The 18998-nt window shown below is 36.0% G+C and carries 14 protein-coding genes; 2 read left to right on the top strand and 12 right to left on the bottom strand.

Annotated elements, in window-relative coordinates; genetic code table 11:
* Positions 1 to 307: 307 nt before the first annotated feature.
* From AC3IS6_RS05605 to flxA, 6 genes are all read right to left on the bottom strand, one after another.
* The gene (locus AC3IS6_RS05605; protein ID WP_489164035.1) at positions 308 to 1186 is read right to left on the bottom strand and encodes a lysophospholipid acyltransferase family protein; all 879 of its coding nucleotides are present in this window, start codon (positions 1184 to 1186) and stop codon (positions 308 to 310) included.
* Positions 1186 to 1440: an acyl carrier protein gene (locus AC3IS6_RS05610; RefSeq protein ID WP_173964737.1), complete on the bottom strand. Its 255-nt coding sequence runs from the start codon at positions 1438 to 1440 to the stop codon at positions 1186 to 1188. The genes AC3IS6_RS05605 and AC3IS6_RS05610 overlap by 1 nt, the downstream gene beginning before the upstream one ends.
* Positions 1433 to 2668, bottom strand: coding sequence for a beta-ketoacyl-[acyl-carrier-protein] synthase family protein (locus AC3IS6_RS05615; RefSeq protein WP_489164036.1), 1236 nt, complete (start codon positions 2666 to 2668; stop codon positions 1433 to 1435). Before AC3IS6_RS05615 ends, AC3IS6_RS05610 begins: the two co-directional genes overlap by 8 nt.
* 186 nt (positions 2669 to 2854) lie before the next feature.
* Positions 2855 to 3586, bottom strand: a complete 732-nt coding sequence (flxB, locus tag AC3IS6_RS05620) for a flexirubin biosynthesis SDR family reductase FlxB (RefSeq protein WP_173964739.1) — start codon at positions 3584 to 3586, stop codon at positions 2855 to 2857.
* Between the two features lie 93 nt (positions 3587 to 3679).
* Positions 3680 to 4915 (bottom strand): WG repeat-containing protein, encoded by a 1236-nt coding sequence (locus AC3IS6_RS05625; RefSeq protein ID WP_489164037.1) that lies wholly within the window; start codon positions 4913 to 4915, stop codon positions 3680 to 3682.
* 39 nt (positions 4916 to 4954) lie between these two features.
* Entirely contained in the window at positions 4955 to 6475 is a 1521-nt protein-coding gene (flxA, locus tag AC3IS6_RS05630; RefSeq protein WP_263362345.1) for a flexirubin biosynthesis tyrosine ammonia-lyase FlxA, read from the bottom strand.
* Positions 6476 to 6576: 101 nt separating this feature from the next.
* Between flxA and AC3IS6_RS05635 the strand changes: the two genes are divergently transcribed.
* Positions 6577 to 7827 (top strand): NAD(P)/FAD-dependent oxidoreductase, encoded by a 1251-nt coding sequence (locus tag AC3IS6_RS05635; protein WP_489164038.1) that lies wholly within the window; start codon positions 6577 to 6579, stop codon positions 7825 to 7827.
* A gap of 630 nt (positions 7828 to 8457) precedes the next feature.
* Here the strand turns inward: AC3IS6_RS05635 and AC3IS6_RS05640 are convergent.
* The 5 genes from AC3IS6_RS05640 to AC3IS6_RS05660 all read right to left on the bottom strand — a co-directional run bounded on the left by AC3IS6_RS05640 (position 8458) and on the right by AC3IS6_RS05660 (position 17019).
* Positions 8458 to 11307 (bottom strand): T9SS type A sorting domain-containing protein, encoded by a 2850-nt coding sequence (locus tag AC3IS6_RS05640; protein ID WP_489164039.1) that lies wholly within the window; start codon positions 11305 to 11307, stop codon positions 8458 to 8460.
* A 442-nt stretch (positions 11308 to 11749) separates the two neighbouring features.
* Positions 11750 to 13435 (bottom strand): sodium/sugar symporter, encoded by a 1686-nt coding sequence (locus AC3IS6_RS05645; protein ID WP_489164040.1) that lies wholly within the window; start codon positions 13433 to 13435, stop codon positions 11750 to 11752.
* A gap of 243 nt (positions 13436 to 13678) precedes the next feature.
* Entirely contained in the window at positions 13679 to 14734 is a 1056-nt protein-coding gene (locus AC3IS6_RS05650) for a UDP-glucose--hexose-1-phosphate uridylyltransferase (RefSeq protein WP_489164041.1), read from the bottom strand.
* A 17-nt stretch (positions 14735 to 14751) separates the two neighbouring features.
* On the bottom strand, positions 14752 to 15912 hold the full coding sequence (gene galK, locus AC3IS6_RS05655; RefSeq protein ID WP_489164042.1) for a galactokinase: 1161 nt from the start codon (positions 15910 to 15912) through the stop codon (positions 14752 to 14754).
* Between the two features lie 51 nt (positions 15913 to 15963).
* The gene (locus AC3IS6_RS05660; protein WP_489164043.1) at positions 15964 to 17019 is read right to left on the bottom strand and encodes an aldose epimerase family protein; all 1056 of its coding nucleotides are present in this window, start codon (positions 17017 to 17019) and stop codon (positions 15964 to 15966) included.
* Between the two features lie 102 nt (positions 17020 to 17121).
* Here AC3IS6_RS05660 and AC3IS6_RS05665 point away from each other — a divergent pair, with 102 nt between their 5' ends.
* Positions 17122 to 18120, top strand: coding sequence for a GntR family transcriptional regulator (locus tag AC3IS6_RS05665; RefSeq protein ID WP_489164044.1), 999 nt, complete (start codon positions 17122 to 17124; stop codon positions 18118 to 18120).
* A gap of 78 nt (positions 18121 to 18198) precedes the next feature.
* On the opposite strand, the gene AC3IS6_RS05670 is transcribed toward AC3IS6_RS05665, so the two are convergent.
* Positions 18199 to 18888, bottom strand: coding sequence for an NUDIX hydrolase (locus AC3IS6_RS05670; protein ID WP_489164045.1), 690 nt, complete (start codon positions 18886 to 18888; stop codon positions 18199 to 18201).
* Positions 18889 to 18998: the final 110 nt, after the last annotated feature.

Consider the following 18998-nt stretch of genomic DNA (forward strand, 5'->3'; position numbering starts at 1 on the left):
GCGAACAAAAATAAGTAAATTTATTTAAACGAATTTTCTTGTTTAAACGAATCGTTTTTGGCGATGAATTTTTGTTGTTTTTTTATCTCGCAAAGATGCGAGGGCGCAAAGTTTTAATTTGAAATGAGTTTTTAAGTACAGTTTGTCATTTCGACCGAAGGGAGAAATCACACAAGAAACTCCGCAAACTAAGTCGACAATCTTTGTGACTAAAAGGGTGTGATTTCTCCCTTCGGTCGAAATGACAAAAAAGAAGAAAAAACGTTGCGCCCTCGCGTCTTTGCGAGATGCTGAGATCCTTTAAGTCTTATCTCAAATCATTCCAGAAATCGAAATAATTGAACCATTGCAAAGGATATTTTTGCAGAATAGTTTCAACGCTTTGTACATATTCTTTCAGTAACCCTTTTTCATCACGATGTTTCACGGTAGCTTCTCTGGCGTACAAATGATAATGTAAATTGGGTTCTTTCATGACATACACAAAAACAACAGGAACTTTTAATCGTGAAGCAATTAAAAACGGACCTGCCGGAAAATGAGCTTCCTGACCCAATATTTTTTCCGAAAGAGATTTTGTGCCTTCAAAGTAGCGGTCACCGGTAAAACAAACCAATTCGTTATTGGCCAATGCAGCATTGATCTCAAAGATATGAGAAAGATCCTCTTTGATAATGATAAATTTTACAGTAGGTTTTTGAGTAACGCTTTCCAGATACTTTTTTATGGAAGAATGTTCCAGATCAGTAGTAACCAGATTGATTTGAAAATTGAGATCGATATCACCAAGGAAATGTTCGGCAATTTCAAAATTTCCAACATGGGCACTAATCAAAACACCTCCTTTTTTTTCAGCCAAAAGCTTTTTCAGGACCTCAATTCCGTCAAATTCATAAGTGAACTTATTTCGCATTCCTGCCGAAATCGAGATTTTATCAATGATGGTTTGTCCAAAAGTGTAATAACTTTTGAAAACCATTTTTTTAGATTTGAACCAGGAATACTGTAGCCTTTCTTTAAAGTAATAGAAAATGGCTTTGTTGCTTTTTTTTAAAAACAAAAAGTAATACGAAGCAACAAAATAAAGCAGGACATAAGCAGCCTTAACACCCGCTTTTTGTATTAAAAAAACGAATATTCTATAGCCTAAAACTGTACCTTTTGATTTGCCATCCCATTGACTCATTAAACAGCTTTAGCTTTTAGTTTGGTTTCGATAAGGTCATAGAAATTCTGAAAAGTAGCAATTCCAACAAAATCAACTTCTACCAGTTTTACACCAAAGTTAGCTTCGATTGAGACTACTAAGTCTACATAATCTAAACTATCTAATCCAAGTGTATCTTTTAAATTAGCATCTGGTTCAATATCATCATTGTCTACTTCAAATTCATCAACCAAAAAACCATTAATTCTTGCTATAATCTCTTCTTTATTCATCGTTCAATTTAAACTTTTTAACCACCAACGCAGAGTTGGTTCCTCCGAACCCGAAGGAATTGGACAAAAATATGTCAAATTTTTTGTTTAAAGTAGTTTTGACCAAATTTAATTTAGCAGCATCTTCGTCTGGATTCTCTAAATTGATGTTTGGGGCAATGAAATCGTGCTGCATCATTAAGATAGAGTAAATTACCTCACTTGCTCCGGCCATCCAGCATTCGTGACCTGTCATTGATTTGGTAGAACTTACATACGGATTTTTCTCTCCAAAAACCTCAAAGATCGCCTTGGCTTCATTTCCGTCCCCCACTGGAGTTGAGGTTGCATGAGCATTTATATAATCAACATCGGTTGCTTTTAGTTGCGCATCATCAAGCGCTCGCTGCATGGCTATAGACGGGCCTTCGACATTGGGAGTTGAGATATGTCCGCCATTTGAAGAGAATCCGTAGCCGGCAACTTCGGCAATAATGGTAGCACCTCTGGCAATTGCTGATTCATAGCTTTCCAGAATTAACGTTGCACCGCCACCACTTGGAATTAATCCGTCGCGATCCTTGTCAAAAGGGCGGGAAGCTTTTTCGGGTTCGTTTTCTCTGGCCGAAAAAACACCCAAACCATCGAAACTGCTCATGGCGTATCTGTTGATTTCCTGCGCGCCTCCGCAAATGATAACATCCTGGAATCCGCTTTTTATTAAAAAATAAGCGAGACCTATAGAGTGTGATCCACTGGCACAGGCTGCACTTATGGTAAGATTGATACCACGAAGTTTAAAAATCGTTGATAAATTCATTGTAACCGTTGAATTCATCGATTTAAAAATAGCTCCCGAACCTATTAAGGCGGTGTCTTTTTTTTCTCGTACAATGTCATTAGCGTCAATAACAGCTTTTGAGACACTGTCATTTCCGTACATAATACCGACTTCGCGATTATCAAAAAAAGCGTCATCAATATTTGCATTTTTCAATGCTTCGATAGTAGCCATATAAGCATATTCGGTTTCTTCACCAATGCTCATACGCTGTCTGCGGGTCAATAAATTTTTTAAATCAGCTTTCGGAACCATTCCCGTTAGGGCAGATTGAAAACCAAATTCTTTTCTTTCAGAATCAAACTGAATACCAGATTTTCCGTTGTATAAAGATTCCTTTACTTCATCTAAAGAAGTTCCGATACAAGAATAAATTCCCATCCCAGTAATTACAACTCTCTTATTCATCGTCTTTAAAAGTAATTTTTATCCGTTACTTGCAATTTTTAACACATAGAAAGATAGCTTTTGTAAATTCAAAATAGGCGTTTCACTTATTTGAAATACACATAGCGATCTATGTGAAAGAAATCTATTTCTTTTTTGTAGTCTTTGTACATAAAAATCTATGTTTCTATGTGTTTAAAATATTTTCTAAGAATAAATTCCTCCGTTTATATTTATAATTTCTCCTGTAATGTAACTTGATTTTTTTGAAATCAAAAAGCTTACCAAATCTGCAACTTCCTCGGCTTCACCAAAACGGCTTGCCGGAATTAGTTTTAGTAATTCTTTTTCGTCCAATTGGCTTGTCATATCGGTTTTGATAAAACCTGGCGCTACAGCATTTACAGTAATGTTTCGTTTAGCAACTTCCTGAGCCAATGCTTTTGTGGCCGCAACAATTGCACCTTTTGCTGCCGAGTAATTGGTTTGTCCGGCTGTTCCTTTTACACCCGAAACAGAAACCATATTAACAATTCGGCCATATTTATTGCGCAGCATTTTTTGGATGAAAAACTGCGTTACATTAAAAAATCCGTTTAAACTCGTGTTTACTACACCGTTCCAGTCTTCGGGAGTCATCCACATAAAAAGACCGTCTTTTGTAATTCCGGCGTTGTTGACGATAGCTTCTACAATAGCTTCAGGATTAGCTTCCTGCCATTGTGTTAACGTTTTTTGTACCTCTTCAAAATTGGAAACATCGAAACCTAAGATTTCGCCTGTTGCTCCTAATTTTTGTATTTCCTGAAGTGTTGCTTCAGCAGCTGTTTTATTCGAGTGGTAGTTAATCAGGATATGATAATTTGCATCAACGGCTAATTTTTTACAAATAGCACTTCCAATTCCTCGTGAACCGCCAGTTACTAATACACATTTCATATTCAGAATTTATTTTTTTAATCGCCCGGTATGGAATTACTTTTCTTATCGGTAATTGCATAGACAGCGTTTGTTTTTATGAGTTAATAGGTTTTATTTTTTCTTTTTAGCTGTCGATTTTACAGCTGTTTTTGTCTCTGACTTTGTCGCAGTTTTTGTTTCTGCTTTTGGTTTTTCAGGAGCGACTTCGGCTGTGCTATTTCTTTCTCCTGATTGCGAAAATAGTTCGGCATTTTCAAACCATTGATTGCCTAACACGGTTCCGTCTGGTTTAAGAAATCCCCATTTTCCTTCGTTTTTTACGCGTGCCACACCATCAATAAAACCTTTGTCTTGTTTTACAAATAACGCAATGACAAATCCGTTTGCCGTGATACCGTATTGCGTTGGAATAACCAATTTTCCGGTTTGATTGATGAATCCCCAGTTTTTTTCTTTTACGGGAGCCAGTCCGTCTGGACTAAAAACTTCGGCGTCGCTGTAAGTAGGTTCAATTACAAATTCTGCTTTCGGATTGATAAACCCCCATTTTGAACCTACACAAACCGGAGCTAAGTTTTTTGAGAACGCTTTTACTTTGTCGTATATCGGGGTAATCACCCAATTTCCTTTTAAGTCAATAAACCCAATCTTACCATTTTTCTTGGCATAGGTCAGATCCTGAGTGTCAAAATCCCAGATTTTTTCAGCTCCATCGACCGGAATAAAAGTTCCGGAGCTAACAATTCCAAAGATCTTATCTTTTCTTGCCCAGCTTGTGTTTTTGAAATAATTGCCTATTTCCTCGTAAACAGGCTCAATCACTTCTTTACCGGCAGCATTAATAATTCCCCATTTTTTATTGTTTTCAACTCTTGCAAAACCGTTTTCAAAAGATTTGATTTGATCGTATTTTGGTTCCAGAACAACGGCCATTTTCGAATTGATTAATCCTACTTTACCGCTTTGTCTGATAAATGCTACGCCATCTTCAAAGTCAAAAAGTTTTTCTGAAAAAGGAGCTTTCTGGATTTCACCTTTTGTATTAATATAAACCCAATCCTTGTCTTTTTGAACAATTGCAATTCCGCTGTTGAAATCTTTTACATTCTTAAAATCAGCAGGAATTACCCATGCACCTTTAGCATCTATAAAACCCCATTTTCCATTGTTTTCTACAGCCGCCAGTCCCTCAGAAAAGCTTTTTGCCGATTTGTACTGAGGCTCAATCTTAAAATTTCCGTCTTTGGAGATGTATCCAATTTTAGAATCTTTTTTAACTAAAGCCAATTCCTGACTATTAACAAATTGAATAGTGAATGCAAATAAAAAAATAAGTGTCTTTTTCATGATTTTAAAGGTTCAATATTAATAATGTAAAAATAAGTATTAACTGTGAATCAGGTAATCTTTTACTTTTTGAACAAAAGGATACATGACCTGATCTTCTTTAAATTCAGGAATGATGTTTCGAACATCGTCATACCATTTTTTGGTAACAGATGAAATTTTGTCTTTTTGTCCTAAGTAATCAATTGCCTGAACAATAGTAATCATTTCGATACTTAAAACCTCAAAAGAATTCTCGATCACTTTTGAAGTAATAACTGCTGCATTGGTTCCCATACTCACAATATCCTGATTGTCGTTGTTGTTCGGGATGCTGTGAACGTACATTGGGTTAGATAACATTTGGCTTTCGGCAGTTGTTGAGGTGGCAGTAAACTGTACCCCCTGCATTCCGAAATTAAATCCTAAAGTTCCTAAGTTGACAAACGGAGGAAGAATTTCGTTGATTTTTGAATTCAACAAATAATTCAGCTGACGTTCAGCTAACATGGTCAGTTTGGTAATAACAATTTTTAGTTTATCCATTTCAAGCGAAATATAATCACCGTGGAAGTTTCCTCCGTGATAAACGTGTTTGTTTTTTACATCTATAATAGGATTGTCGTTTGCTGAGTTAAATTCGTCTTCGAGAATAGAAGCAACGTTATTAATTGTTTCTAAAACCGGACCTAAAATTTGAGGTACGCAACGCAACGAATAGTATTCCTGAACTTTTTCTTTAAAGATTTCTTCAGTGTTTTCTCCTGAATATAAGTGATCTTCTCTTTTACGGATTAAGGTACTGTCGGAAAGATTTTGTCTCATTCTTGAGGCTACTTCCTGTTGCCCTTTGTGACGTTTAGTTTGGTTTAATTCTTCAGAGAAGTGATCGTCGTATGCCTGAACCAATTCGTTAATTGCACAGGAACATTTTAGCGACCAGTCTAATAATTTATTGGCATGATGCACATTTACAACCCCAATTCCGGTCATTACCGAAGTTCCGTTTATTAACGCCAGACCTTCTCTGATTTCTACCTGAATAGGTTTTAAACCTTCGATTTCAAAAACTTCAGAAGTTGGTCTTCTGTCTCCTTTGTAAAAAACTTCGCCTTCACCAATTAAAACCAAAGCCAGGTGTGACAATTGTACCAAATCTCCGCTGGCACCTACACCACCGTGTTCAAAAATAAGAGGAGTAATATCTTTGTTGATTAGTTCTGCCATTAGGTGAATTACAGAAGGATGAACACCTGAATTTCCTAATGATAAAGTATTTAAACGAGCCAGTATTGCTGCTTTTGCACAAACAGGACTCAAAGGTTTTCCTGTTCCTGAAGAGTGGCTTCTAATTAAATTGTATTGTAATTGTATCTGGTCGGATTCTTTAATTCTATATTGAGCCATTGGTCCAAAACCAGTGTTTACACCATATATTACTTTGTTTCCTGAAAATTCTTTTAGGAAATTGAAGCTTTCATTCACTCTGTTTAAAACAGCATCGCTTATCGAAACTTTGTTGTTTGAAAATATAATAGATTCGAATTCTGCTAAACTTAAATATTCATTAATTGTATTCATTAAACTGGTTTTGATTGTGCTAATTTAATTTTATTTATCAAAATAAATGTAGTTATTTTGATGATGGCAAATGTAGGTTAATAATTGATAATAATTTTAATATGATAAAGGAGTTTGTTGATGTTTTAGTCATTGGCGCAGGACCATCAGGATGTGTCTCGGCATCGTATCTTCATAAAAATAATATTAAGATAAAAGTAGTTGAAAAAACGAGGTTTCCGAGGCTTGTAGTAGGGGAAAGTCTTATTCCGCGAGTAATGGATCATTTTGCTGAGGCTGAGCTTTTTGAAAGTCTCGATGCTATGAATTTTGAGAAAAAACTTGGTGCTCGTTTTATCAGAGGAGAAGAAATTTGTGTTTTTGATTTCAGCAAAAAATTTGGAGAAGGCTGGGACTGGACCTGGCAGGTGCCACGTGCAGATTTTGACCATACGATGGCGCAGGAAGTACTTAGGAAAGGGATTGATCTGGAATTTGAAACAGAGGTACTGGAAGTGTCTTTTGAGGGTAAAAACTCTAAAACAATTGTAAAAGATAAGGATGGAAATCTAAAAGAAATCCATGCTAAATTCATTATTGATTCCAGTGGATACGGACGTGTTTTACCAAGACTTTTAGATTTGGATACCCCTTCAAAATTAGATCCGCATTCTTCGATATTTACACACGTAAAAGATATTAATAGGGAAGAAGGAGAAGAAGGAACTCAAATTTCATTTGATATTCTGGAAACCGAAGTCTGGTTATGGGTAATTCCTTTCTCTAACGGAAATACCAGTTTAGGAGTGGTAGGGCCAACCGATTTTATTAATTCGCTTTCAGAAAATAAGGATAATGCCGAGGCTTTAAAAAATGCCATTCAGAAATCCGATTATTATATCAAAAGATTTAAAGGAACAGAATTTTTGTTTGAACCGGTAAAACTCGAAAATTATTCACGAGCGGTAAAAAAAATGTACGGTGATGGTTTTGCTTTGACGGGTAACAGTTCGGAATTTTTAGATCCTGTTTTCTCCTCGGGAGTTGCCTTTGCAACTGAATCCGGAATGTTGGCAGCAAAATTATACCTTAAAGAATCACAAGGAATCGCTGTGGATTGGGAAGTCGAGTTTACACAATATATGAAACGCGGAATAGCCGTTTTTACTACGTATGTACAGGAATGGTATACAGGAAATCTTCAGACTTTATTTTTTCATCAGCCGGAAAATCCGGATGTGAAGGAAAAGATATGTTCGGTACTAGCGGGATATGTTTGGAATGAGGAAAATCCGTTTGTCAAAAAACACGATCATGTGATTAAGAATATGGCGTATTTACTGAATATGCAAAAAGAACAAAGCCCTGAATAATCAGGGCTTTTTATTTGGGTAATTGTTTCTATTGGAGTATCATATTTCGCCCCTATGGGGCTCTTTTTTGTGGTTTCTTTTCTGTTTTTATTTAGATAATCGGCCTTGTCTGCTCTGTCGGAGCAAAATATTTATACCAAATAAATCCAGTCGGGAAGGAAGCTCCAGTGGAGCGGTATATTTCGCCTCCACAGTTTTTCTTCATTTTCCTAAAATTCTTTAATTGCAAAATATTTAATGTACAGCTTTCCTTACAAGAAATAAGTTCCGGGAAGCTGTTGCTCTGAAAGAGCCCTGGCAATAACATGGTGCGAAGTACCATGAATAATGATGATGCTTCTTTTAGCCCTGTAGGGGCGAAAGCCTAACCCAAAAAGTACGTGTCTTATTTTATTATATTTTTGAAAGTAAGCGGTTTTTTAATTAAGATCTTATGTTTTGTTTATCGCTGCTTATGCCCTTTCAGGGCAATATGGTTCATTATCTTAATTCATAGTGTGTTGTACTATTTTTATACTTTTGGGTTTTCATCCCTTTTTTAAACAAAAGATGTCGTTTAAACAATAAAAGAGATGCCGAATAACATCTCTTTTATCTTATCTAAAAATAATTTTACGCTTAAGATCCTGTTTAGTTTTTTAATATTTTGTTAGAGATCTTTTTACCATTTTCAAGTTTTACGGCTACTATATACCATCCGTTTTGAAGCCCCGAAAGATTTACTTTGTTTTTATTTTTCAGGGTGATAACATTTTCACCATTCATATCAAAAATATATACGACTTCAACTTTTTCTTTTGTGTCGATACTTAGCTCTTCCTTAACGGGGTTAGGGTAAATAATCAGAGAAGAATCAAAACTTAGATCATCATTTATTGTAGTAGCAGTACTGGACTTGCTAGTGCTAGAAGTTTGATTGATATAATAATCCTGCAATTTTTGAATCCAAAAATGATCATCAGTCAGAGTAGTTCCCGGGTTTCCAATTCCATCCGTACTAGCTCCTACACCTGCTCCCATTAAGACAAGCTTGGTTCCGCTACTTTTTACCTCTGCAAAGTGATTTCCAAAAGTGACTTTTTTTGTGACGGGATTAACCTGAAGTTTAGGGTCGGCATGTTTATTCTGGCTGAAATAGTTATAACGATTCGTGTCATTTGAGAAATTTACGGTATCCCCAAAGAAAAAAGTAGTAGCAGAATCTTCGTAGTGCTGGCTGGTATTATTTAAAACTTGGAAAGGACCTGCTGTTCGTTCATTTAGAGTCTCTGAACCATTGATATGTCCTACCGGGATTTGCCAGAGAACAACATGTTTACCGGAGGCTTCATAAAGTTTTTGAACAAAATTTAGGTAATTCATCCAGTGGTCATTATTCCAGAACCAGGTATAAGAGAAGGGATCAGCAGGGTTTCCAGTGCTTCCGGCGCCCATGGCATCAAGACCATATTTGTCGATAGAAATAAAATCTGCATTATTAGACATAATTCCCATACTATTGGTGTATTGAAAAATATCTGCAGCGGTTTGTTTAATTTTGTTAAGCTGGGTAGTAAAAGTCCCGGTATCCGTTTCTCTGATAATTCCTTTTGGACCGGCTACACCAGCTTTTGCCCAAAGATTAAGCTGCCATCCAAATTCCATATTGAGGTTTTCGTCTGTTCTTTTCTTGTTGAGCTCAAAATTGATTCTTTCTACCAGCGTTTTCAAAGTACCTACATTTTGGGCAATACTTGTTGCATTTACGGCTGTTGTAGTAGTTATAGGTTCGTTAAACTGTTGCATATAGCCCAGGAAATCAGGCTCTAATACCACTCCAAAAAACTCATCTCCCAGTTCAGCTTTAACCTGATTCAGAAAAAGGTTGAGATTATTGAAATAAGCCGTCATATAGGAAGGATCTTTTACGTGTGCCAGATCCAGCTCGTAAGATTCGCTTCCGTCGGGAATGTTATAAAAAACAAAGAAAGGAATGAGCCCCATTTTTATAGAATTCCTTGCAAATTTTATAGCTCTGTCAGGCTGCCAGGTATTCCATCCGGCGATTGGCCCTCCATTGATATAGATGTATCGTACATCCATTCGGTTATTCTTGAGCAGATTGCTGTCGTCGATATTGTTGTTGTAAAAATTGACATCATCGGTAGTGTCTTCGGATACAGATCCTACAGAAACATAATCAGGATAGCGTAACGGGCTTCCATTGGTATTGTCTATTCTTAAGCCAAGATGATATATCGTACCATCTGAAGTTGTGATCTGAAGTCCGGATCTGCCTGCTTTTTTAGGAGTGATTTTTAAAGTATTTCCGGTAATCGTGTAATCAAATACAGTAATGTTTCTTCTTTTTAATGAAGTGATACTCTTATCAAACACGAATGTTTTAGGTATTCCATTAACCGCTTTTATTTGATTGGGAAGTGAAGCAAAGGAAATATTTTGTGTGGCAGGATTCACAAGATTAAGTTGTAAACCGGATGTTGTTGTGGTACCATTGTTGTCTGTGACTGCTATTTGTAGTGAATTGTTTCCATAATTCTGAGGTGTCCAATTAAAGGTATAAGAATTTTGTGGATTGGTAGTCACAGTAGTATTCGTTCCGGCGGTGAGATCCTTAAAAAGTATGTTGCTAATTGAACTCCCGGACGAAGGCTGAATAGTAAAAGTAATGCTTATAGGCGAAAAATTAAGTTGAGTATAGGAAGTGGCGTTAGGTGGACCGGTAATGGTTACAACAGGAGGAGAAGTAACCGCAATTTTAACAGTTGTGTTTACGATGGTGCTTACCCCAACCGAATTTATAGCGGTATATCGAACGTTGTAATCCCCATAAGCGATTGGGGTCCAGTTGTACAATACAGTGTTACCGGATAAGCTCATATTGTAAGTTGTATAAGAAGATTCCGTTGTCTTTTTTATATCGACCTTAGTTTGTGTTGCCGACAAGCCATACAGATTGAGTGATGCGGTAAGATTGATAGCCGATAATGTGCTTTTTATAATAATTTGCCCATCTGCGTAGGCAGGAGAAATGGTTATGGGCTTGATACACACACCAAGAAAAGTGTAAGCAGAAGACTGATCAGGAATTTCTGTTCCGACGACCCAGTACTTGGCTTTATAGACACCATTATTGTATCTTATAATGTTGTTTACATTGTAGTTGGGTGTTGAGCTGTTCCAGTCAGAAACAGTATTACATGCGGTATAAGCCAGAGATGGATTATTAATAATTAATTGTTCGTCACAGCTTCCTACTGCAGACCAGACACTGCTTGATCCGGGAGTACTGCCGGCTCCTTGAGACCAGGAATTGTTTTTGTACACAATATTGTTATAACGGACATAAGAGTTACTGGAATATTGCGTGACGGAGTACCAAGCTGGAATTCCGCAGGAGCTGCCCAACTGGGCTTTAGCCAGAGTTGGAATAAAACAGACAAGAAAAGAGAAAAATAAAAGTTTATAATTTTTTATCATAGTAAAAACATTTAATACGTTATACATTCCGTTAATTGTGATTGTTTGAAAAAACGTATAGTTTTAGTCTCTTTAAATTTGGTACCTAAAGTTTAAAGATTAACCATACGTAAATCAAATATAGTAAGAAATTACTTTACACAACCACTCAGGAATGTAAGTGAAATATTTGAATTTCAGTAGTTTGGTTTTCTATTTCGAAAAAAAATGTAAAAAATTTAGTGACAACTATTTTGTGAGAAATAGTGTAAAATAAGGCAGTGACCTACAATAATTAAAAACCCGACAAGCTCTAAAACTTGTCGGGTTTAATAAAATTTGGTATGTAAAAGTTTGATTAGCAATGGTTAAAAAAGTGCATTTTTCCTAAATTAATAACATAATTTTTAAAAAATGTGATTTTCTTGGAACCGTTTTATTTTTTTGTTTTCAAAAAAATATTCTACCAGAACTTAATGTACAAACCTGCAATTATCAATACTGTAATGACGATTAAAACGGTCGTTTGCGGTTTTACTTTAAACATTTCGGAATCGATTTCAAATGCCTTAGGATTTACTTTTGGTCCTGCAAAACTTATCGCGATCATTGCTAAAGCGGTAAAGATGAATGATAGTCCCATACAAATGTGGAAAGGAATTTCAAATGCTCCTTTTCCGTTTGGATATGCGGTGTATAATAAAGTCTCATTTCCAAATAATGCAGGAGCATATTCGTTGAATAATATTGACAATGCAAACCCTAAAATTACACCCACCACGGCAGCAGCTCCAGTAGTTCGTTTCCAGAACATCCCTAATACGAACATGGCAAAAACTCCGGGACTGATAAATCCGGTGTATTTTTGGATGTAGGTAAATCCTCCGACACCTCCAATTCCTAAAACATCATTCCATGTAAACAACACAGCCAAAAGCATTGCGGCAAAAACAGCAATTCGGCCAATGTTTACCTGTTGTTTTTCACCAGCTTCTTTCTGAATGTATTTTTTATGAATATCTAGTGTATAGATAGTCGAAATACTGTTTACTTTTCCGGCTAACGAAGCTACAATTGCAGCGGTTAATGCTGCTACCGAAAGCCCTTTTAATCCTGTAGGCAAGAAAGTAAGTACGGCAGAATAGGCTCCGTCTTTTCCTCCAACTAATTGTGGTAAATGTCCGTTTTGATATAAAACGTAAGCAGCAATACCGGGTAACATTACGATTAAAGGCATTAACAATTTTAGCATACCTGCAAATAAAATACCGGTACGGGCTGTTTGCAAATCAGCACCCAGAGCTCTTTGCGTAATGTATTGATTACATCCCCAGTAATTTAAGTTGATGATCCAGATACCGGCAAGGTAAGACATCAATCCAGGGAAAGTCAGATATTTGTTAATGTCAAGCTGAGAGGATGTTGCGGTTGGTTTTGGAATAATCATTTTAAAATGTTCCGGAGCTTCTCTCATCAAAACTTTAAAACCTTCGATTGCATTTTCACCAACATGAAAATAGTGTCCTACAGTTGTTAAAGCGATATAAGAAGTGACTAAACCTCCAATGATTAAAACAGCAACCTGAATAACATCGGTATAAGCGACAACCTTCATACCTCCAAGAGAGATAAACAAAGCAAACAGAGCCAATCCGATCATGATAATGTGAAGATATTCTCCTCCGGCCATGCCATTAATAGCGACAGCACCCAAATACAAAATAGAGGTTAAGTTTACAAAAACGTATAAAAACAACCAGAAAACGGCCATGATTAAAGCAGTCGATTCATTATAACGTGTTTTTAAAAATTGCGGCATCGTGTAAATCTTGTTCTTAAGGTACACGGGAATAAACCAAACGGCAACGACTATCAAACTAATGGCTGCAATCCATTCGTAAGCGGCAACGGCAATTCCTAAAAAGAAACCTTCACCACTCATTCCAATAAATTGCTCTGCCGAGATATTTGAGGCAATCAAAGATGCTCCAATAGCCCACCAGGTCAGGTTTCCTTCGGCCAAAAAGTAAGCTTTAGCATCTTGTTCGTCTTGTTTACGTTTTCGGTAAACCGTATAACCGTAGGCCGAGACTACGATGAAGTAAATAATAAAAACCGCATAATCTGCGAAAGCAAGGTTCTGGTTCATTGATGATAATAATTTTATAATTAGTAAAGGTGATTGTTTGATTAATACAGGGTGAAAAAACAGTATTTCGATGAGGTGGTTTAAATACTGTTTTTTCTTTTTAATGTTGGTTTAAGATTTAATATTCGTTTTTGTTGTGATTTGTATGGTAAAAATGAGGGGCCAGAACCAAAAGGGAAAACACACAATTGCGAACACACTGTTTTTTAGTGATTCTTAAAAGGTGTATATTTTTTTTGTTTCTTATTTTTTCTTCGATTTGTAATGGATGTCTGATTGCTGTCTTAAAACTTCGGCACTTCTTTCAGGAGTAATGTCTCTTTGGGATTCGCCTAACATTTCATAACCAACCATAAATTTCTTTACTGTCGCTGATCGCAACAAAGGCGGATAAAAATGCATGTGAAAATGCCATTCCGGATGCTCTAAACCATCTGTAGGAGACTGATGGATTCCTGACGAATAAGGAAATGAAGTACTAAATAAATTATCGTATTTGATAGTTAGTTGTTTTAAAATCACTGCAAAGGAATTGGTTTCTTCTTCCGTAAAATCAGTAATTTTATTCAGGACTCTTTTGCTTACAATCATAGTTTCATAAGGCCATGTTGCCCAAAACGGAACGAGAGCAATAAAGTCATCGTTTTCGATTACCACACGATCCCCCGTTCTTAATTCAGCCTGAATATAATCCTGAAGTAGTGTTCGGTTGTTTTTATCAAAGTACGATTTCAGGCTGTTTTGTGTTTTTTCAACCTGAGTTGGAAGTGATGACTGTGCCCAGATTTGTCCATGAGGATGGGGATTACTGCAACCCATAATACTTCCTTTGTTTTCAAAAATCTGAACGTGATTGATGTATTTGATACTTCCCAGATCAGTGTATTCTTTTTGCCAGATTTTAATAATGTTTTCAATTGCACCAATTTCCATCTCTGGCAAAGTGAGGTCGTGCCTTGGCGAAAAGCAGACTACTCTGGAAATTCCCTGCTCGGGTTTTGCTTTAAAAAAGGTGTGTTTGATATCTTCTTCAAATATAATTTCGTCCTGCTTCATAGCAGCAAAATCATTCTCAAAGACAAAGCTGTCTTTGTAGGTCGGATTATGTTCCCCATTAGCGCGAACGTTGCCTGGACATAAGTAACAGGTTGGGTCATGCTCTGGAAGAGTTTCGGTTGCAAGGGTCTCGTTTTGCCCTTGCCACGGACGTTTAGCACGGTGTGGTGATACTAAAATCCATTCGTTTAGTAATGGATTGAAACGTCTGTGTGGATCTTCGTTAATGTCAAAATTTTTCATTTGTAGTTTTTATGATATTAAAGTAGTCTTGTTCCGTTAGATATTGTTACATCATAGAATTTTAATTCAATCCCAAATGTATTTAAATAAAGATTTGAAAACTTGTTTTTTACCTCATTTTCATACCCTTTTTTAATAAAATTGATGGTGCACCCCCCAAAACCACCCCCCATTAGGCGTGACCCAACAATAAAATCATTTGTTTTTGCATTATTTACGAGCATATCCAGCTCGGGACAACTTACTTCGTATTCTTGTGATAAACCATAATGTGCTTCAAAAAGCAATTGTCCTAAAAGTTCAATATTTCCCTGATCTAAAGCTTCGCAGGCCTTTACTACGCGGTTAATTTCCTTTACGACAAAATGTACTCTTTTAAAAATGGTCGGTGTCATTTGATCCTGAATGCTCAAAAGCTGTTCTTCGGTACAATCTCTAAAGCTTTTTATTTGTGGAAAATGATGTTTTATAATCGTTAGACCTTGTTCGCACTCCAGTCTTCTGGTATTGTATTCAGAGGTAAAAAGGGAATGTTTTACATTACTGTCAAACAAAACCAGAGCATAATCTTTAAAATCAGCATTGTGATATTCAAAATCCAGCGTATTACAATCTAGCTTTATAACCTTGTTTTCAAGACCATGAACGCTTGAAAACTGATCCATAATACCACAATTGATACCCACCCAGTGTTCGGCCTTTTGTCCTAGTAAAGCGATGTCGGCTTTTTTGATTTTTAAATCGAAGAGTGCTGTGATTCCGAAAATCATTCCGCATTCTAAAGCCGCCGAAGAAGATAAACCTGAACCCACCGGAATGTTACTGCTAAAAACACAGTTGAAACCTTCGAATACAAAACCGTTCTCCTGTAATTGCTTGATTACACCGCGAAGATAATTTGTCCAGACATCGTCACTTAAACGGATTTCTGCTTTTAAATCAATTTCAAAGGCTTCGTTCAAATCGATGGCAATTATTTTAGAACTGTTGGTATTGTTTTTCTCAAAGGCAAAACAAATTATTTTGTCAATGGCCGCTGGTAAAACATAGCCGTCATTGTAATCAATATGTTCTCCGATAATATTGATCCTTCCGGGAGAGAGCACGACTTTTTGAGGAGCCGATCCGAACGACTTTTCAAAAAAGGCGATTGTGTTTTGTATTAGAATATCATTCATTATGTTGGGGTTGAAAGAAATAGCTTGTAATTCTGGTTGTCTTTTTAACAGTTAGTTGATGTTTTCAAATTGGTAAAGGGTTTTGTGGTGATAGGTTTCGCCTTTTTTTAAAACCGAATTCGGAAAATGTCTGTGGTTAGGTGCATCCGGAAAGTTTTGTGTTTCGAAACAAATTCCGCTAAATGGGTGGTAAGTTGCATTTTCTTTTCCTCTTAAAGTCTCGAAACAATTCCCGCCTACATAAATATGAATGCTGGGCTGATTGGTAAAAACCTTCATCTGCAGATTGTTTTTAGCACTTGATAAAATGGCAGCGACCTTATTTTCTGACTCGATTACAAAAGAATTGTCAATCGATTCCGGACACTTTTTAGGCACTCTAAAATCAAAATCATGCTGAGAAAGAGCAATGAAATTTCCTGTTGGGATATTCTCTGCATTAGTTTCCAATATTTTATCAGAATCAATAAATAGCATTTGATTTGACAAGTCTGCATCATGTCCGTCAAGATTAAAATAACTGTGATGCGTAAGATTTACGACAGTATCTTTGGTTGAGGTGGCCGTATATTCTAATTTTAATTCGTTTTCTTCGGTTAAGGTATAAGTTAAATCAACCTGCAAAGCTCCCGGGTAATGCTCTTCTAAATCTTCACTCAAAAGACTTAAAATTATCGAAGGATTATCGCCGGAAGTAATATGGGTAATGTTCCATATTTTTTGTCCAAAGCCAATGTTTCCGCCATGTAAAGCATTACCGTTATTATTGGTATTCAGTTGAAAGGTTTTATCGTTTAAAGTAAAAGCACCTTTATCGATTCGTCCGGCGTAACGCCCAACAGTAGTCCCGAGGTAAGGAGCACTTGGTAAATCATAAGAAGCCAGATAAGATTGCAAAGTATCGAAACCTAAAACAACATCAACAAGTCCGACCGTTGCAACCGGAATTTGCAGAGAGGTTAATGTCGCACCGTAATTGATAATTTGTGCTTTCATCCCGTTTTTATTACATAATTCAAAAGAAAGAATTTCTTCGTTATCGGGTAATAAACCAAATGATTTCATGGCAGATTTATCCAGAATATGTGATATACGTTTTATTTCCATATTTTTTTTACCAAAAATGAAATCCAAAAATAGAAACAATATCTGTTTTTACATACCAGTACCTACCAGTTTTTTGTATATTGCACCAAAATCCATTTTTGTATGAACATAATTTCCATTCAAAGTAATATTGGTTTGCCCAAATACAAACAGATAATTCTGTCTGTAGAAAAAGCAATTGAAGAAGAAAAATTGGTAAAAGGGGATCGGCTTCCGTCAGTAAATAAAGTTTGTCTGGCTTTTTCGTTATCACGTGATACCGTATTATTAGGTTATGATGAGCTCAAAAAAAGGGGAATTATTTATGCCATTCCGGGCAAGGGTTATTATGTTAAAAGCGTTGAAATCAATATCAAACAGAAGATTTTTTTACTGTTTGATGAGTTAAACAGTTTTAAAGAAGACATCTACAATTCGTTCATAAAAAATATTGGAAAAAATGTTCAGGTCGATATTTTCTTTCATCACTTTAATGTTCAGGTATTTCAAAAACTGATTACTGACAGTAACGGAAATTATACAAAATACATTATAATGCCGACCAATTTAACCGATGTGACCGATGCTATAAAAAACCTACCAGTAGGGGAAGTTATCATACTGGATCAAACCAATTCGGATCTAAAATCGTATCCGGCGATCTATCAAAATCACGAGAAAGATATTTTCGAAGGTTTAATTAAAGGAAAAGCGAGAATGAATAAGTATAAAAAGCTCATTCTGATTTTCCCTGGATTTAGAGAACCATTGGGAATGAAAACCGGCTTTATTGCTTTTTGTACAAAGTATGATCTTAAACATGATATTATCACCGAATTTACAAACGGTGAGATTAGTGTAGGAGATTTGTACATTATTCCAAACGATCGTGATTTGGTTCGTGTAATTGAAAATGCAAGATCGCAAAGTCTCAAACTCGGAACCGATTTTGGGATTATTTCCTATAATGAAACTCCTTTAAAAAAGGTTGTTGCCAATGGCATTACCACCATTTCAACGGATTTTGAAATGATGGGAGAAATTTTGGCCAATATGGTATTACTGGGGCACAAGGAACAAATAGAAAATAAATCGTCTCTACTGATTCGAAACTCATTATGATTTTTTAGTTTTTGTACAATTATTTGGACTGTGCCGTAAAATTTTAAGCTTATTTTTTAAGACCGTACCGCCAGACTTTTACAAGTTCAAAACAAAATTGTTGCGTAATTTTTCCTCGTATTTTTCCTTATTGAAGGTGTAGAGATAAGATCCTTTTCGGGAAGACTGCATGTCTTTTTCGTCCAGTTTGTTCAGAATCTCCATCGAATTAATTTTGCTGATAAAGTTTCGTTTGTCTAATTCTTTGCTCAAAATAGCTTCATACAATTCTAATAATTGACGCATTGTGAATTTTTCAGGAAGCAATTCAAAACCAATTGGTTTGATAGAAGTTTTATAACGCAACATTTTAATGGCTTGTTCTACCATTTCGTTATGATCAAAAATTAAACTTGGGGCATCGGCAACGCTAAACCATTGAGCATGGTAGTTTTTAATTAGCTCGGCATTGTGGTTTTCAATATTAATCAAAGCATAATACGAAACTGAAATGGTTCTTTCTGCCGGGTCACGATCAATGTCGCTGTAAGCATATAACTGCTCCATATAAACATCGTGTAAACCTGTATAAGTATTTAAAACTCTTATAGCGGCATTGTCCAGTACTTCATCTTGTTTTAATAAACCTCCCATCAATGACCATTTTCCTTTTTCGGGTTCAAAGCCTCTTTTGATTAAAAGAATTTTCAAACCTTCACGATCAAATCCAAAAATAATGCAATCTACTGCTAATAAAACTTTATCTGCAGCACTATAACTGTTAAGCATATTCAAATTTTTAGTGGTAAATATTTAAGCCTTTTAATTTTGTTATTCAATTTATTAAATGTCGTATTTGCATTTAAAAATGTAACTGTTTGTAAAAGTTACATCCTACA

The organism is Flavobacterium sp. KH_035 (assembly GCF_057839565.1).

Coding starts and splice junctions, on each gene's coding strand:
- AC3IS6_RS05605 (WP_489164035.1), bottom strand. CDS start 1,186: ATGAGTCAATGGGATGGCAAATCAAAAGGTACAGTTTTAGGCTATAGA.
- AC3IS6_RS05610 (WP_173964737.1), bottom strand. CDS start 1,440: ATGAATAAAGAAGAGATTATAGCAAGAATTAATGGTTTTTTGGTTGAT.
- AC3IS6_RS05615 (WP_489164036.1), bottom strand. CDS start 2,668: ATGAATAAGAGAGTTGTAATTACTGGGATGGGAATTTATTCTTGTATC.
- flxB (WP_173964739.1), bottom strand. CDS start 3,586: ATGAAATGTGTATTAGTAACTGGCGGTTCACGAGGAATTGGAAGTGCT.
- AC3IS6_RS05625 (WP_489164037.1), bottom strand. CDS start 4,915: ATGAAAAAGACACTTATTTTTTTATTTGCATTCACTATTCAATTTGTT.
- flxA (WP_263362345.1), bottom strand. CDS start 6,475: ATGAATACAATTAATGAATATTTAAGTTTAGCAGAATTCGAATCTATT.
- AC3IS6_RS05635 (WP_489164038.1), top strand. CDS start 6,577: ATGATAAAGGAGTTTGTTGATGTTTTAGTCATTGGCGCAGGACCATCA.
- AC3IS6_RS05640 (WP_489164039.1), bottom strand. CDS start 11,307: ATGATAAAAAATTATAAACTTTTATTTTTCTCTTTTCTTGTCTGTTTT.
- AC3IS6_RS05645 (WP_489164040.1), bottom strand. CDS start 13,435: ATGAACCAGAACCTTGCTTTCGCAGATTATGCGGTTTTTATTATTTAC.
- AC3IS6_RS05650 (WP_489164041.1), bottom strand. CDS start 14,734: ATGAAAAATTTTGACATTAACGAAGATCCACACAGACGTTTCAATCCA.
- galK (WP_489164042.1), bottom strand. CDS start 15,912: ATGAATGATATTCTAATACAAAACACAATCGCCTTTTTTGAAAAGTCG.
- AC3IS6_RS05660 (WP_489164043.1), bottom strand. CDS start 17,019: ATGGAAATAAAACGTATATCACATATTCTGGATAAATCTGCCATGAAA.
- AC3IS6_RS05665 (WP_489164044.1), top strand. CDS start 17,122: ATGAACATAATTTCCATTCAAAGTAATATTGGTTTGCCCAAATACAAA.
- AC3IS6_RS05670 (WP_489164045.1), bottom strand. CDS start 18,888: ATGCTTAACAGTTATAGTGCTGCAGATAAAGTTTTATTAGCAGTAGAT.